The sequence below is a fragment of the Nemorincola caseinilytica genome (assembly GCF_039540515.1).
GTDB classification, from domain to species: domain Bacteria; phylum Bacteroidota; class Bacteroidia; order Chitinophagales; family Chitinophagaceae; genus Nemorincola; species Nemorincola caseinilytica.
In genome coordinates this window covers 92,565-109,212 of the sequence record NZ_BAABFA010000008.1, presented here as the reverse complement: position 1 = coordinate 109,212, position 16,648 = coordinate 92,565, and the positions used below count along the sequence as shown (strand labels likewise).

The 16,648-nt window shown below is 53.1% G+C and carries 9 protein-coding genes; 5 read left to right on the top strand and 4 right to left on the bottom strand.

Annotated features, from left to right (window positions below; all coding sequences use genetic code 11):
• Positions 1-50: 50 nt before the first annotated feature.
• Both ABD843_RS05490 and ABD843_RS05485 read left to right on the top strand, forming a co-directional pair.
• Positions 51-2,117 carry an adenylate/guanylate cyclase domain-containing protein gene (locus ABD843_RS05490; protein WP_345079721.1) on the top strand — a complete coding sequence of 689 codons (2,067 nt, stop codon included), beginning with the start codon at positions 51-53 and terminating at the stop codon, positions 2,115-2,117.
• 11 nt (positions 2,118-2,128) lie between these two features.
• Positions 2,129-2,548, top strand: a complete 420-nt coding sequence (locus tag ABD843_RS05485; RefSeq protein WP_345079719.1) for a hypothetical protein — start codon at positions 2,129-2,131, stop codon at positions 2,546-2,548.
• A 68-nt stretch (positions 2,549-2,616) separates the two neighbouring features.
• Here ABD843_RS05485 and ABD843_RS05480 read toward each other — a convergent pair whose 3' ends face one another.
• From ABD843_RS05480 to murA, 3 genes are all read right to left on the bottom strand, one after another.
• Positions 2,617-3,693: a PorP/SprF family type IX secretion system membrane protein gene (locus ABD843_RS05480; protein WP_345079716.1), complete on the bottom strand. Its 1,077-nt coding sequence runs from the start codon at positions 3,691-3,693 to the stop codon at positions 2,617-2,619.
• Between the two features lie 30 nt (positions 3,694-3,723).
• Positions 3,724-11,370 carry an Ig-like domain-containing protein gene (locus tag ABD843_RS05475; RefSeq protein ID WP_345079713.1) on the bottom strand — a complete coding sequence of 2,549 codons (7,647 nt, stop codon included), beginning with the start codon at positions 11,368-11,370 and terminating at the stop codon, positions 3,724-3,726.
• Between the two features lie 623 nt (positions 11,371-11,993).
• The gene (murA, locus tag ABD843_RS05470) at positions 11,994-13,301 is read right to left on the bottom strand and encodes a UDP-N-acetylglucosamine 1-carboxyvinyltransferase (protein ID WP_345079711.1); all 1,308 of its coding nucleotides are present in this window, start codon (positions 13,299-13,301) and stop codon (positions 11,994-11,996) included.
• A gap of 138 nt (positions 13,302-13,439) precedes the next feature.
• On the opposite strand from murA, the gene ABD843_RS05465 reads away from it, so the two are divergent.
• From ABD843_RS05465 to ABD843_RS05455, 3 genes are read left to right on the top strand one after another with little or no spacing between them, the layout of a single operon-like run.
• Complete coding sequence (locus ABD843_RS05465; protein WP_345079708.1) at positions 13,440-14,024, top strand: hypothetical protein; 585 nt, start codon at positions 13,440-13,442, stop codon at positions 14,022-14,024.
• A gap of 18 nt (positions 14,025-14,042) precedes the next feature.
• Positions 14,043-14,846, top strand: coding sequence for a MerR family transcriptional regulator (locus tag ABD843_RS05460; protein ID WP_345079705.1), 804 nt, complete (start codon positions 14,043-14,045; stop codon positions 14,844-14,846).
• Between the two features lie 36 nt (positions 14,847-14,882).
• Positions 14,883-15,503 (top strand): TlpA family protein disulfide reductase, encoded by a 621-nt coding sequence (locus tag ABD843_RS05455; RefSeq protein WP_345079702.1) that lies wholly within the window; start codon positions 14,883-14,885, stop codon positions 15,501-15,503.
• Positions 15,504-15,829: 326 nt separating this feature from the next.
• On the opposite strand, the gene ABD843_RS05450 is transcribed toward ABD843_RS05455, so the two are convergent.
• Positions 15,830-16,633, bottom strand: a complete 804-nt coding sequence (locus tag ABD843_RS05450) for a rhomboid family intramembrane serine protease (protein WP_345079699.1) — start codon at positions 16,631-16,633, stop codon at positions 15,830-15,832.
• Between the last annotated feature and the right edge of the window lie 15 nt (positions 16,634-16,648).

The window sequence follows — 16,648 nt, the reverse complement described above, 5'->3', positions numbered from 1 at the left end:
TATCATTCCCGCAACGATCATTACCTTTAACTTATGGTCATACCGGCGCTATGAGAAGGCTTATCACCATACTGCTTCTACTAATGCCACTGGCTGCGCTACCGCAGCCCGACACAGGACGGTATAAGGTATTGCAACTGGAGGAGCGCATCATAAGCAGCAATGTACTGGGGAAAGAGTGGCTATACAGCCCCGGCGATGAGCGCAGATGGGCAGACACTGCCTTTGACGATAGCCGATGGCAGACGGTGAACACCGACATGGACAGCATGGTACATAACGTGCCTTACTACCGCAACTATACGATAGGCTGGTTCAGGCTGCATTTTGTGGCCGACAGCAGCATGGTGAATGTGCCGCTGGCCATGACACTGACACATATGGGTGCATCGGAGGTGTACCTGGACGGGGAGCGGATACGCACTTATGGCAAGATAAATGGACGAGACAGCAGCAGGTATGTGAACCCCTTTACCGACCCTGCATACTTTGTGCTGACGAGAGCGGCGCACCATGTGCTGGCAGTGCGGTACGCTAACTATGATGCGGACAAGAACTACCGCACCTACAATTCGAGCGCGGTGGGCTTTGACATAGCCATAATGACGGCGCAGCATTTTACGAGTGTGGCCAATAACAAGCTAGTGAGCAATACGTTCATCTTCATACTGATGTTCGGCATTTTCATAGCGCTATCTACATCGCACCTATTTCTGTACCTGTATAACAGGGGCATACGGTCGAACCTGTTCTTCAGCCTTTTCTGCATGGGTTTCGCCTTGCTGTTCTATACTGCATGGCTGACCTCGGGCACGGCCAGCCCTGCCATAGAGCTTTCGAGCTACTATAGCATACCTACCATCATATCGCTCATATGCTTTTCGCTGAGCGGCTTTGTGAATGAGCTTTTCAGCAAGAAAAGACTGCGCTTCACCATCATATCGGTACAATGCCTTGTTTTCCCATTGGCCATATGGCTATCGAAAGACTATAAGAACCTGGGCAGCATAGGGCTGTATGCGCTGGTAGTGCTGGTGCTGCTGGAGACCATAGTGCTGATAATAAAAGCCATAGTGCGCAAGGTGAGAGGCGCACGGATAATAGGTGTGGGTGTACTGATGTTCGCCATATTCCTTTTCTGCACCCTCATATACATAGCTGCCAACCAGGGGCTCACCTTCGACGAAGAGAACTCGGTAGGAGCTGCCGTATTCCTGGGGCTGGCGGCATTGTCGTTCATGGCCCTGCCGGTATCTATGTCGCTGTTCCTGGCATGGAACTTTGCCTACATCAACAAGCAACTGAAGAACAACCTGCAGCAGGTAAAAGAGCTATCGGACAAGACGATAGCACAGGAGCTGGAAAGAACCAGGCTGATAGAGAGCCGCAAGGAGGAACTGGAGCACGAAGTGACGACCCGCACCGCCGAGGTAGTGGCCCAGAAGCAACAACTGGAAAGGCGGAACGATGAGCTGAAGACAGAGAAACAAAGATCGGACGACCTGCTGCTGAACATACTGCCGGGCGAGATAGCCGAAGAACTGAAACAGACGGGGCATTCGGATGCAAGACTGTTCAACAACGTGAGTGTGATGTTCACCGACTTTGTGAACTTTACCCAGGCAGGCGAGCGCATGAGCCCGCAAGAACTGGTAGATGAGCTGCATGTATGCTTCCGCACCTTTGACGAGATCATATCGAAATACGGGATAGAGAAGATAAAGACCATAGGCGATGCCTACCTGGCAGTGAGCGGCCTGCCCCTACCCGACCCCGATCATGCTGCGAAGGTGACAAAGGCGGCCTTGGAGATACTGGCCTTTATGAAGGCCCGCAGGGAAATGATGCCGCAAAACAGTTTCCGGATACGGATAGGCATACACAGCGGCAGTGTGGTAGCTGGCATAGTGGGCATAAAGAAATTCGCCTACGATATATGGGGCGATACCGTGAATACGGCGGCCCGTATGGAATCGAGCAGCGAACCGGGGCGCATCAATGTATCAGAGGCCACTTATGTACTCATACGGGAGCGGTTCCGCTGCACACACAGGGGCATGATAAACGCACGCAACAAGGGCGAGATGAACATGTACTTTGTAGAAGGAGAAAAATAAACACACACTATATGGCATATAAACGCAAGACCTGGAAAGAGAAGCTGGCGGCCGGCGACGGCCCGAAGGTGGAACGGCTGGAAAAGAAATTTGCCGATATACCCGAGGGGGCTACCATGCTGGTGGCCACACCTGCCATAGTGGATGCATATGTGCGCAACATACCACGCGGCACGCACACCGGCATACTGCAGATGCGCAAAGACCTGGCGGCCGAGCATAATGCCGAATATACATGCCCGCTGACGGCAGGTATATTTCTGCGCATAGTGGCAGAGGCGGCATGGGAGGCATACAATGAGGGCAAACCATTGAAGCAGATAACCCCCTTCTGGCGAATGATGGATGCCAAAGCGCCTGTATGCAAAAAGCTCACCTTTGACACCGAATTCATAAAGGAGCAACGGGAAAAAGAAGGGCTACCCTTCTGAGCCCTGTGATAAAAAGCAAAACGGCCGTGGAGTACCACGGCCGTTTTGTTGTATGTATGCAATAGCTGTTACCTGAAGTTGTAGTTGTTCACGTCTTCGAAACGGGGACAGAATACAGGATCGCGGGGGTTCTTGTTGTGCAGGTAGTTGCCACGGATGTAGAGCGTAAGCTCGGTGGCGCTGGTACCCGGTATGGACGATGCCAGGGCCGACCTTGTGGCATCATGCGTGAAGCCTACAGATACATCCTTGTAATCGACACGCACCATAGGTATGAAGGCATCGCCCTGGCCATCGGTATAGCGGTAGAAGGCACCGAAATTGAGCGCGAACACGCTGGGCAGGCCCACCGGCACACTGCGCCATGTGAGGAAGCCGCCGAACACATACTCTGTACTGGGCGCCTGGTAGCTTACATTGCTATGAACAGTGACACCGAACTGCTCGCTGAACGAAGAGTGGAAACCGGCATTGAACTGCCATTTCATATTCAGGTTCACGGGTTCTGTAGCAGCAAGGTCTTGCGAGGGAGTATTGATGTGGTAAACGCTGGCACCGAGGTAGTAGTTGAACGCCCCGTTCTGATCGAGCGAGCTGTTGAGGCTCACACCTGCACCCAGGTCATAATCGCTCTGCCTGCGGTAAGATACGCTTTCGCCGGTAGAATTGCCCGAGTTGAACTCACCGCCCACATACTGGTTGGCGGTGGTCATACGCGACTGGTTCAGAGAAGTACCTACATAGCCACAGGTAAGTCCTACCGAGAGATAAGAATAATACTTATCCTCCAGCGACTTGTTGTAGCTGATAGCCGGATAGACGCGCGTGGTAGCGAAATCTATAGAACCTGCTTTATCATGGTCTATGGCAAGGCCGAAACTGAGGTAATCGTACAGCTCGCGGTTCACGAGTATGCGCGTTTCGCCAGACAGCATTACCGTAGAGTACGGTTTTGATACCTGGGCCCACTGGCTGCGGTAATCGAAACCGAGCTTGTAGTCGCCGGTGAAGATACCCGTGAGCGCAGGGTTGCGTAAGAGCGCATTCTCATAGAACTGCGAATAGTGGATATCGTTCTGCGCACGCGCAGTAAGGCCGAGACCAACGAGAACACCTGCAGATAAGACCTTTAAATAACGCTTCATTTCTATCCTTTTATCGAATTAACTCAATAATTATTTTACTATCGTCACATCGCCCTGGTATGTGAACAGGGTACCATTGAGGCTACATGTAGCTTCTACCACATAGTAGTACACACCCGGAGGCATCATCACATCTTTGTACTGGCCATCCCAGCCTCTTGAGGCATCGTTCACATCCAGGTTGTAGCCCTCGTATACAAGCTGGCCCCAGCGACCATAGATGAGGAACTTGGTGACCTTGCCTATACCCTTGCCCTGTACATAGAAGCGGTCGTTCATACCATCTCCGTTCGGGGTGAAGGAGTTGGGTATATATATCTGGCTGCTTTCACAACCAACATTCACAACAGCCGTAGCAGAGCTGGTACAACCATATACCGATGTAGCAGTGAACGTATAGGTAGTGGTAACGCTAGGCGTGGCCACGGTACGGAAACATTCGTAGCACGACAGTGTAGCTGGGTCGGTCCAGGCGAAAGAACTAACGACCACCTGGTTATCTATGCTGGCCGTAAGCGTAACAGGCGTACCCGGTGCCACCGTTGAGCTCTTAGGCGTAATGCTGATCTCCGGCGCGGGCACTACAACAACGGTAGTGTAGAGCGTATCGGGGAAGCATACGTTAGGCGTGATGGCAACACTATATGTAGTGGTAGCTATAGGTGTCACCACTGGGTTCGATATGGTAGGATCGCTCATGTTGGTAGTGGGCGACCAGCGGAAATCGGACCTTGAACCATCGGGATTGTAGCTGATGGCGTACAGTTGTGCGCTTGCACCCTCGCATATAACGGTATCCTTGTTGATGCTGTTGAACGCGCTATCCAGTACGGTCACCGGTATCCTTATAGAGTCGCGGCAGCCGAACGGCGTAACACCTATCACCCTGTATACAAGGTTAGAGGTAGCGGATATAACGGGGTCTGGACAAACAACACAAGAGAGGAATGCATTGGGGAACCACTCGAATGTAGTACCTGCAGTACCTGATGCATCTGTGATATTCACCTGTGTGGACCTGCCGTTACATACTATAACGGGGTTCGGCGATACCGTCATGAGCGGCAGCGGCAGCACACGCACTGTAAAGAAGAGCGAGTCGCGGCAACCCAGCGAGTCTATGGCCAGGGCATTGTATACCGTGGTAGTAGTGGGGCATGCCGTAACGGTATCGCATATAGTACATGACAGACCTGTGGACGGCCTCCATTCGAAGTAAGTGCTTTCACGGCCCTTAGCTATAAGGGTAGTGCAATCGCCCATACATATAGAGTCCTGGCCGGTAATGGTGATATCGTTCAGCAGTGAATCTATCCATACCGTTACCACTGCGGTATCCGAACAGCCTGCGGCCGTAGTACCCGTTACTGTATAAGTGGTGGTAATGGTGGGACTGGCAACTACTGTAGCACCCGTGGTGGCCGACAGGCCTGTAGGCGGTGTCCATGTATAGTTGCCCCCTGTACCTGCACCCGTAGCATTTACCGTTACACTTGCGTACTTACATACCAGGCTTGGATAAGAAACTATAGATACATCGGGCACTGGGTTCACCGTAATGATGCGTGTGACATAGCAACTGGTAGGCAGCTTATATGTGACCATAGCCGTACCCGGAGATATAGCAGTGACCACACCGGTAACAGAATCGATAGAGGCTACTACTGTGAGTATGGTGGTATCGCTGATGCTCCATTTGCCGCCACCAGTAGCGCTGGCCTGGGTAATGGTGAAACCCACACATACGTTGGTAGGACCGGTGATACCTGCAGGCAGCGGACGCACATACACCGTATGGCCGGCCGTACAGCCATGACCATTGGTGAAGGTAACGAGGGCTGTATCGGGCAGTATACCTGTGATGGTAGCAGAGTCAGGGTGCGAAGCGAACGGTGCGATGGATATAACACCACCCGGAGTACTGGTGAACGACCATGTACCCGAGCCACTGCTGCCTGATGGCGTGCTGGCCAGTATGATGGTAGAACCTACGCACACCGTATCGGGGCCTACTATGGGGTTTGGCAAAGAGTCTACCGTGAAGGTAGATGTACGGAAACAACCTGTAGGCAATGTATATGTAATGGTAGCAGTACCTGGGCTGACACCTACTACAGAAGCAGTACCGAAGCTAGGCGGTATGGCTATGACATTGAGTATGCCCGATGGAGAGAAGCTCCATGAGCCACCAGTAGGCGTGCTGCCGATAACAACAGTATCATCGAGACACATAGACGCAGGGCCTGTGATAGTACCCGGCAGTGGGTTAACAGTAGCTACGGCCGTTACGGCACAACCTGTGGCAGTGAGCCTGTATGTGATAAGCGTATTGGTAGGCGCTATTGCTGTGAACAGACCTGTATTAGGATCGATAGTGCCAACACCGGGGCTGCTGCTGCTCCATGTACCACCGGGGGTAGTGCTGGAAAGCAGGGATGTATTACCCACGCATACCGCCAGTACACCTGTTATAGCAGCAGGCAGCGGGTTGACAGTAACTGTAATAAAGGTATCGCAGCCGGTAGGCATTACATACCTGATGGTAGCCGTACCGAAGCCCGATATACCTGTATAGGTACCCGTAGTAGCATTTATAGTGACCACAGTGGTGGGCGTAGCGCTCCATGTACCACCCGGCATAGTGGGATGGCTGAGCGTAGCCGACTGGCCCTGGCATACTACCCTGCTGCCTGCTATGTTGAACGCAGTAGGTATGGGGTTGACAGTGACGAGCGTTGTGGCCTTACAGCCAGTAGGCAATGTATAGGTAATGGTGGCAGGGCCGGGCGATATACCTATCATGATGCCGGAAGGCATGAAGATGAAGGCTGTATCGGGATTACCGCTGCTCCATGTACCACCGGGGGTAGCACTTGTAAGTACAACGGTATCGCCACGGCAAATGCTGAGCGGCCCTGTGATGGGCAGCGGCAGCGGATTGACCGTAAGCACCGCAGTACGCGAGCAGCTTGAAGGCAGCGTATATGTGATGACGCTGGTACCCGGAGCTATACCTGTAACAGTACCCGAGGCAGAGCCTATGGTAGCTACGGCGCCGTTACCGCTTGTCCACATACCGCCGGTAGTGACGTTAGAGAGTGTTACCACATCATCCTTACAGATAGCCAGCGGGCCCAATATAGGCTGCGGTATGGGGTTGATGGTCATAACGGCTGTGATGAAGCAACCCGTAGGCAGTGTATAAGTGATGGTAACAGTACCTGCCGATACAGAGGCCAGCAGACCAGTAGTGGGCGATGTCCCGTTGATAACTGCTATGAACACATTATCGCTGCTCCATGTACCGCCAGGCGATGAGCTGTGCAGCGTGGTGGTATCGTTCACGCATATGTTCAGCAGGCCGGTGATGGGGCCGGGCAGAGAGTCTACAGTAACAGTAGTAGTTACCTCGCAACCCGAAGGCAGTGTATAGGTAACAGTAGCAGTACCCGGTGTGATACCCGTGATGGTAGCAGTATCGGAACCGGCTACAAGTGGTGTGAGGTTGATGACACCTGTAGCATTCGTCCATGTCCAGGTACCGCCCGCAGGGCCGCTATATATAGTAGCCGTATTGCCAAAGCATACATGCAGTGAGCCTGCTATGGCCGCCGGCAGCGGATCGACAGTAACAGAGCGTACCGCTATACAGCCTGTGGGCAATGTATAAGTTATATTGTCCACACCGGCAGATACACCTGTAAGAACGCCCGTACCGGAAACAATAGAGGTATGACCACCCGAAACGCTCCATGTACCACCGGGAGGTGTACTACCCAATGTAATGGTAGAGCCTACGCAGACCGATGATGGCCCGGTGATGGCAGATGGCAACGGATTGACCGTTACAAGCTTGCTGATGACGCAACCTGTAGTAGTAGCAGTGAAAGTTATGCTGACCACACCGGCCGACACACCTGTTACTATACCCGAAGTAACGCCCACAGAGCCTATGGCAGGGTTGCTGCTGCTCCATGTACCACCACCACCGGTGAAGTTGAACAGTTGTATATCGGAGCCAACGCACACCTGGTCGGGGCCGGTGATGACCGCAGGCAGCGGCTGTACAGTGGCCGTAACATGCGCCTGGCAGGTGCTGGCAAGTATGTAAGTGATATTTACCGTACCGGGATTAACACCCATCACCACACCGGTAAGCGAACCGATGGTGGCTATAGAAGTGGGAGAGCTGGTCCACAGACCGCCTGCAGGCGTAGCATTGAGCGTAGACGCCACGCCGGGGCATACCAGCACCGAACCTGTGATAACAGGCAGCGGATATACCGTTACTACGGCGGTGGCCATACAACCTGTAGGCATCACATATGTGATAAGCGTAGTACCTGCGCTGATACCGGTGACCACACCGGTACTGGACCCTACCACGGCAATAGATGTAGTGCCGCTTACCCATGTACCACCCGGCATACTATTGCTGAGGGTGCTTGTATTGTTAACGCACATATAGAGCGTACCTGTGATGGCAGGCGGAACAGGATTAACTGTGAGCGTGCGGAACGTAGTACAACCTATAGGAGTGGTATAAGTGATATTGGCAGTGCCCTGCGACACACCTGTGATAACGCCTGTACCCAGGAACACTGTAGCAACGCCAAGGTTGCCGCTGCTCCATGTACCACCGGCTGTATCATGCGTGAAGGTAACCGTACTGCCTACGCATACGCTATCGGTGCCTATGGGCAGTGGCGGTGTAGGCTGTACCGTAGCTATAGATACAGTGATACAGCCTGTAGGCAGTGTGTATGTGATAAAAGTAGTGCCTACATTGACACCGCATAGTGTACCAAGCGATGGATGCACGGTGGCTATGCTGGGATCTTGTGAAGACCATGTACCACCCGGCGATGCGTTGGACAGTGGCTTGCACGATCCTACGCAGGTATGTATACCGTTAGTAGCTGTTATAGCTGCCGGCAGCGGGTTCACCGTTACGGTAGCAAAGGTATCGCAGCCTGTAGGCAGTGTATAAGTGATATTGGCAGTACCTGCAGATACGCCTGTTACCATACCTGTAGTGGGGTTAACAGGGGCTACAGCAGGGTTGCCGCTGGTCCATGTGCCGGGGCCGCCGGGAGAGAAGTTGGTGAGCACTGTAGTAGAACCCACGCACACGCTCAATGTACCGTCTATGGCCAGCGGCTGCGGGTTCACGGTGAATACCGCCGTGCGGCTACAGCCTGTAGAAGTAAATGTATAAGATATGGTAGTAGTACCCGGCAGGTGACCACAGGCCACACCCGAAGATGAACCTATGGTGGCCACGCCTGTTATAAGGCTGCTCCATGTACCACCCGGGATCGGGTTAGAGAGCGTAGTACACTCGAACTGGCATACCTGCAGCGAACCGGTGATGGCAGGCGGCAGGGGATTGACAGTAACTACGGTAGTAGTATTACAACCCGATGGCTGCAGCGTGCGGGTAACTATTATAGCACCCGGAGAACGGCCTGTAACTGTACCCAGTAGTGTATCTACAAAGGCTACAGAAGTATCGGTACCCATCCAGGTGCCGCCGGGAGGCGCACTGGTAAGTGTAGTGCTCTGCCCTACGCATATGGCCAGTATACCTGTGATGGTGCTGGGCGTAGTGGCCACAGTAACTACCCTGCTTACCGAGCAGCCATTGGGCAATGTATAAGTGAGCGTGGCCGTACCTGTAGCAACACCGGTCACAACACCGGTGGCCGGTGTTACCGTTGCTACTGTGGTGGGCGCTATGGTCCACAGGCCCAGGCCCGGCGAGCTGCTGTAATTGGAGGTCTGCCCCTGGCACACATAGTCAGGGCCCGTTATCACAGTAGGTGCGGGGTCCACGGTAATGACCTTGGAGGTAGAACAACCCGTGGCGCTGAGCGCATATGTAACTATAACGGTACCTGGTGCTGTACCTGTGACACTGGTACATCCCGCAGACACGGGGTTCACAGTGGCGGTACCTGTACCACCTGTTATAGTACCCCAGTCGCCACCGAAGGTAGCATTACACATAGTGATGCTGGAATTCTGGCAAACGATGGTGGGGCCGGTAATGGTATCGGGGGCTACACCTACGGTCACCACCTTGGTAGTGCGGCAGCCGGTACCGGGCAGCGTATAAGATATGGTGACCGTGCCTACCGTAGATGGCGGCGTGAACACACCTGTAGTGATGTTGAGCGTACCAACTATGGGTGTACGGGTCCAGAAGCCACCGGCAGGAGTACTGGTGAAAGTGACCGTCTGGCCTACGCAAAGCTGCGGGCCACCTATTATAGGAGTAGGCGATACATTGACAGATACTGTTGCTGAGAGCGTACAGGTACCGAGGTGATACACAACGGTGCCGGTACTGCCGCCACTGCCAGCCAGTGCCAGCACATCGCCCGTACCGGGGTTCACAGAGAATATAGCAGGTGTAGTGGTGCTCCATGTACCGCCGCCGGGGTTGCCGGTAAGCGTGATGGTGGCGCCCTCGCAAACTACTGTGGGCCCTACAATGGAACTGGGCGCAGCCGTAGCGGTAGCAATGGTGGTAACAGAACAGCCGCCTACCGTATAAGATACAGTGGCAGTGCCTGCTGTAGGTGATGTAGGTGTGATGCGGCCTGTAGCAGGATCGACCATAGTGATAACGGAAGGATCGCCACTGGTCCATACACCACCCGGTGTGGTGCTGCAAAGATTTATGCTGTCGCCAAAGCACATGGCGGTATTACAGCCTATGGCATTGGGAAAAGGATTGATGGTGATGGCAAGAGATGAAGTACAACCGCTTGCATTGGTGAAGGTGATGGTGCTGAGGCCTGAGTTGGTGGCCGATGCAGTGTATACCCCCGTAGCTACGTCTATGGTACCTACCGTGGGGTCTGTGCTGCTCCATGTGCCCGGTACAGGGCCACCCGCCAGCGTGTAAGTAGCAGTGGTACCCTGACAGGCCACAGTAGGGCCTGTAACGGCAGTAGGATTGGCATTGACAGTAACGGGGTGTATGGCAGTACAGCCACCGGGCAGTGTGTATATGATGTCTGCAGTACCGGCAACATGACCAGTAACAACCCCATCGGTACCTACCGATGCGATACCCGATGCAGAGCTGCTCCAGGCGCCGCCTGTAGAGGTAGTAGCAAGTGTGATGGTACCGTTGACGCAGACAGCCGATGGGCCTGTGATAGGATCGGCCGCAGGGCATACATTAAGCACGGCATCGCCAGAGTTGAACGCGGTAGTACCCGGTATACAAGGCTGTGTGATATTGGTAAGCCTTACACGGTAACGAAGCTGGTAACATGCAGAAGAAATGAGCACATCGGTAGTATAGACCACAGTAGGCGAGGCTGCCGAGATAGAGCCGGAAACAGTACCGAACGCAGGTGTGAGCCAGTTGAGCGTAACGAAGTCGAACGAGTCGATGGCATAGTCAGCGGTCCAGTCGGCGCCTACAGGAAGCGAGCAGGTAGTAGGCGTGAAGGTGAAGGAACCCACACTGCCACTGCACACAAGCTGCGGCGTAGGCGTGATGTTACCGCCCGAGAAACCTATAGCTGCAAGACCACGCACAGGCGCTGCCAGCGACGCTACAAGCATCAGCCCGCATACCATGCTTAAATAAGACCATTTCAACGGCTTGATAGAGTTGTTCTGAAAGTGTCTTAATTGCGCTCGTAAGAAATTATTCATACTACCGTTTTTATAAGTAATTTTTGTTCTTTTCGCCCCGTCCCGGGGCCTTTCCATTCATCCTTTCCCGCCCTCTGTGAATAACAGCAGGCATACTTCCTTCAATATACTTTCTCCCCATTACACACCTTCTTTTTTGTTAAAAAAAAGTGCGGCAAGGGAGTGTGAACATACTAAAAATAATATGCGGTCCGAAAAGTACGTTATTTTTTTCAAAAAATCCTAACGATCGTTTACATATTATAATGTGTTCACGTTTTAATATTCATATTTAAAGATCATATAAAATCCTATTCTCCCATGATCCTTTTCCCGATGATGATCTCATGGTCCCATTCAGCGGGCAAAAACCATTCCGCATAGCTATCGCCTATGAGTAGCCAGCCTCATATATAAAAATTCAAAAAATGCATTGAAAGCTAGTTTTATGCATATCCTTATTCTCCACTATTGCCTGTCACCCACTTATGCATACATGATGCAGATACATTCTATCAACAAAAATATCTGCATGAAATGGTAAATGACCTGTGCATATAAGGGCGTACCATACACTTGCATTGTTAGTACGATACAAGCATATTTCTTGGCATAAGGTTTTACCGGGAGGTAATAAAAAAGCATCACACACGGCGGATATCGGCCCCGAGGGCATTGAGGCGCTCATCGATGCGCTCGTAGCCCCTGTCTATCTGGTGAATGTTCTGTATGGTGCTTTTGCCCGTGGCCGACATGGCCGCTATAAGCAGGGCCACACCCGCACGAATATCGGGCGAAACCATGTTGATGCCGCGAAGAGCTACCTGTTTGTCCAGCCCTATCACTACGGCGCGGTGGGGGTCGCAAAGCACTATCTGCGCACCCATCTCTATGAGGCGGTCTACGAAGAACAGCCTGCTTTCGAACATCTTCTGATGCACAAGCACAGTTCCCTTGGCCTGCGTGGCCGTTACCAGCACTATACTCAGCAGGTCGGGCGTGAAGCCGGGCCACGGATGATCGTAGACGGTGAGTATGGATCCATCTATGAATTTCTGTATGCGGTAGTGCTCCTGCGCGGGTATGAATATGTCATCGCCCTGCAGGTGCAGCTCTATGCCCAGGCGGCGGAAGATATCGGGTATAAGGCCCAACTGGTGGGCATCTACGTTGCGTATGGTCAGCTCGCTCTGGGTCATGGCGGCCAGGCCTATGAAGGAGCCCACCTCTATCATATCGGCAAGCAGGCGATGATCTGTGCCGGAGAGCTTAGCTACGCCCTCTATGGTGAGCAGGTTGCTGCTGATGCCGCTGATGCGCGCGCCCATGCGGTTCAGCATAAGGCATAGCTGCTGTATGTATGGCTCGCAGGCAGCATTGTAGATGGTAGTGATACCCTCTGCCATCACTGCGGCCATCACCATATTGGCGGTGCCGGTCACAGAGGGCTCTTCCAGCAGCAGGCGTGTACCGGTGAGGCGGTCGGCGCTGAGGGAGAACATCTGCAGCTCGGTATCGTACTCGAACTTTACCCCCAGCCGCTCAAAGCCCAGGATGTGGGTATCTAGCCTGCGGCGGCCTATCTTGTCGCCACCGGGCTGCGGTATGTATGCGCGGCGAAAGCGGGCCAGCATGGGCCCTGCAAGCATCACAGTACCGCGAAGCTGGCTGGAACGTTTGCGAAAAGTATGCGTGGCGAAGTAATCGGGATCTATGGCATCGGCCTGCAGCACCACGGTATTGGGGGCCGGGCGGCCTACCTTCACACCCATTTCTGCAAGTACATCCAACAGGGCATTCACATCGGCTATATCGGGCACATTGGTGAAGGTGACCTGCTCGTCGGTGAGCAGGGCGGCGCAAAGCACCTGCAAAGCCTCGTTCTTGGCGCCCTGGGGCGTGATGGCGCCACTCAGCTGGCGGCCACCCCTTATCTCGAATACGGTACTCATATTGCACGCAAGATACGGACATATGCGATAGGCATAAAGAGCGCCGGGCATGGAGCGGTCGTCTTTAAATTCATTATTGTCGTACTTTTATGCCAGCTAACTAGCCTGAAAAACAATTCTATATCAAAAATGCGAACGATGAGGTATCTACAACTGCTATTGCTGGTATTCATGCTTCCCCTGGCCACATATGCGCAAAGCGAGGTGGAAGTAAAAGAGGGAAATGTGAAAATGGGTAAGAAAAAGATGTGGGCCTTCAGCGCCACATACAGGCACGACAAGAGCGTTACCGCTGCTGTACTGGACAAGAACATGGAAGATGCCAAACTGAAACGCAGCAGCCGCAAAAAAGGGGTGCAGGCATACAAGGCCGCACAGTGGCCTGCCGTGAGCGATACCAGGGGCGACTACTATTACAGGGTGAGGAGCAAGAAAGGCAAGACAACGGTATACATGGTGGCATCGAAGGGCTATGACAACTATGTGACCACCACCAATGATGCCGCTACAGCAGCTAAAGTGACCCAATACCTGCAACGCCTGGATGGGCAGATAGCCGCCCAGGAAGCGATACAGCAGAAAGAAGTGGAAATGAAACAACTGGAAGCAAAGAACGCAGCAATGGCAAAAGAGCTGGAAGCCAGCAAAGAAGCACAGGCGAAAAAAGCAAAAGAGGTACGCGAGCTGCGCGCCACCCAGTTCGCCCCGGCACCGGTGAAATAACAGCATAATACGCACAAGATGAGCACGCGCATAGTGACCCTTTTTGGAGAAGAGATAGTGCCAGGCCCGCAAAAGCCTGCCGCTAAGACACGCGGTAAGAAAGACAAAGAGGCCACTAAAGAAGAGCCCGGCCCGGAAGCTGAACAAAAAGAAGAAATAAGCCCGGAAGCCGCGCCAACAACGCAGGATGCAAGTGCCGGGGCTGCACCACAAGCCATGGCAATGCCTGCACCCGAGGCCATACCACAAGAGGCAGAGCCTATGGTAAGCAACCTGTCGCTGGATGAGCTGGGTGTATCATACGAGTATATGGCCGAGGCCATACTGCAGAAAGAATATGCCGCTGCAACAGAAGCGACACAACAACCGGTATCAGACACCATATCGGAAACGACAACAGAACCTATAGCAGCCACCACAGCGCCACAGGAAGAAACAGACGTGGCCATAGATGAGGCCGATGCCGTTGTAGCCGAAGAAGCAGCCAATATAATACCCGAAGACTGGAAGGGCGACAAGAACTATTACAGCATAGGCGAGGTAGCATCTTTCTTCAGCGTGAAGACATCGCACATACGCTTCTGGACAAATGAGTTCAAACTAAAGGTGCGCACCACCCGCAAAGGCGACCGCCTGTACACACCCGACCAGGTGCGCGAGCTGCGCGCCATATACCACCTGGTGAAGGAACGCGGCTTTACCCTGTCGGGCGCCAAGACAAGACTGAAAGAGCAGAACAAACGCGAGGTGGCCACCATAAGCCTGAAAGACTCGCTGCTGGCCCTGCGCAGCAAGCTGCAGATACTGCGCGACCAACTGTGATACCACACAGGCATTTCACCACTAAAAGACAGGAAGATGCGCATACCGATGAAATACATGATGGCGCTGCTGATAACGGCCATAAGCATGACGGCAGCAGCACAGATGCCACCCGAAGGAAAAGTAAGACCAGTAGCCATGCGACCAAAAGATACACTACAGCAGGTAATGACCACCCGCACTGCCGACCATGCCAGCCTGAAGGACGAGAAGAACGGACAGGTAGTGTACAAGGGCATATTCTCTTACCGCGATATGGAACAGGAACCTACCTTCTCCTGGCTGCCGCACGGCATGGACGAATACAACCCCGATGCCACCGCTACCGACTACCTGCAAAAGACCATAGGCAACTACAAGCTGGTGATATTCCTGGGTACATGGTGCGAGGACTCGCAGCACCTGCTGCCACAGCTCTTCAAGGTGCTGGAGAAAATAAATATAGCATGGGAAGACCTGATGCTGATAGGCATGGACCGCACCAAGACCACCAATAACGCTGCCGCGCAGCAACTGGCAAAGCGGTATAACATAGCACTACTGCCCACCATAGTGGTGCTGAACAGCAATGATGATGAAATAGGCCGCATCACCGAGACCGTGAGCAAGAGCGTAGAATGGGACCTGGTAAGTATAATAGGCGGCCAGCGCAAGTAATAAAATTCGCCACGCAAAAGTGCCAGATAACACCTTCTCCTTCTTGGGACTACCATGTGCCCACAAGTGCTTACTTGATGCTTGCCCCGGAGGGGCTACATGTTTGTAGTAGTTAAACGTATCCCTCATGCTGTTATGCCCCGTAGCGGGCTACCCTGTATAGTGGGTAGCTCCTGACGGAGCAAAGACCCGATAAAAGAATATTCCTGCAAACCTTTTGCTCCTACGGAGCATTTCCAAAGGATATTTATAACTGCACAAAAGATGTGGGGTACATGCTAGCCATTCAGGAGAGGTCGGGAGGGGCTGTATCCTGCATTTACCTATCACCACATAGACCGCCGTATGTGCCACACCCTGATGAGGATGAAGGCAAAGAGCATACCACCCAGGTGGGCGAAGTGCGCTATGTTGTCGCCCACAGAGTTCTTGACCCCGGCAAAAAGCTCGAACACGGCATAACCTGCTACGAACCATTTGGCTTTTATGGGTATGGGAGGGAAGAGCAGCATCAGCTCTACATTGGGGTACATATAACCAAAGGCGAACAACAGGCCGAACACAGCGCCCGAGGCGCCTACCGTAGGCTCGTTGATGAGGCCGGTGAAATACTCGTTCAGCTTCATGATGGATACCTGGGCACAATCGGGGCAGGTGGGGTTATCGCTCCAGTGAGAGAGAATGGTACCGAATACAGGGTGTGTGACCTTGCCCTTCTGCAACATTTGTGCGTACTCTTGTAGGGTAGGATGCTGCTGGTAGTGTACAAAGGCATCGTGAAAGGAACCGAACTGCAGGGAGAGTACAGAAAGATGACAGAAAGCCGCGCCAAGGCCGCATATGAGGTAGAACATGAGGAACCTGCGGGGCCCTAAGGACTGCTCCAGCACACGCCCGAACATGAAGAGTGCGAACATATTGGAGAATATGTGCAGCTCGCTGCCATGCATGAACATATGGGTGAACAACTGCCACCACCTGAAGAGGGGCGAATGCCAGTAGTGCAGCGCGAACAGGTCGTCGAGGCGACCGTGCATGAGGTTCTGCGCGATGAAAACGACGACATTGATGATAATAAGATTCAGAACTACCGGCGGCATTTGCATGCCACCCCTGCGCGAATTGAACATACGCAAATGTAAAGA

What these genes read in the sequence shown, in the direction of transcription:
- ABD843_RS05490 (WP_345079721.1), top strand. Translation starts at nt 51, where the DNA reads ATGAGAAGGCTTATCACCATACTGCTTCTACTAATGCCACTGGCTGCG.
- ABD843_RS05485 (WP_345079719.1), top strand. Translation starts at nt 2,129, where the DNA reads ATGGCATATAAACGCAAGACCTGGAAAGAGAAGCTGGCGGCCGGCGAC.
- ABD843_RS05480 (WP_345079716.1), bottom strand. Translation starts at nt 3,693, where the DNA reads ATGAAGCGTTATTTAAAGGTCTTATCTGCAGGTGTTCTCGTTGGTCTC.
- ABD843_RS05475 (WP_345079713.1), bottom strand. Translation starts at nt 11,370, where the DNA reads ATGAATAATTTCTTACGAGCGCAATTAAGACACTTTCAGAACAACTCT.
- murA (WP_345079711.1), bottom strand. Translation starts at nt 13,301, where the DNA reads ATGAGTACCGTATTCGAGATAAGGGGTGGCCGCCAGCTGAGTGGCGCC.
- ABD843_RS05465 (WP_345079708.1), top strand. Translation starts at nt 13,440, where the DNA reads ATGAGGTATCTACAACTGCTATTGCTGGTATTCATGCTTCCCCTGGCC.
- ABD843_RS05460 (WP_345079705.1), top strand. Translation starts at nt 14,043, where the DNA reads ATGAGCACGCGCATAGTGACCCTTTTTGGAGAAGAGATAGTGCCAGGC.
- ABD843_RS05455 (WP_345079702.1), top strand. Translation starts at nt 14,883, where the DNA reads ATGCGCATACCGATGAAATACATGATGGCGCTGCTGATAACGGCCATA.
- ABD843_RS05450 (WP_345079699.1), bottom strand. Translation starts at nt 16,633, where the DNA reads ATGTTCAATTCGCGCAGGGGTGGCATGCAAATGCCGCCGGTAGTTCTG.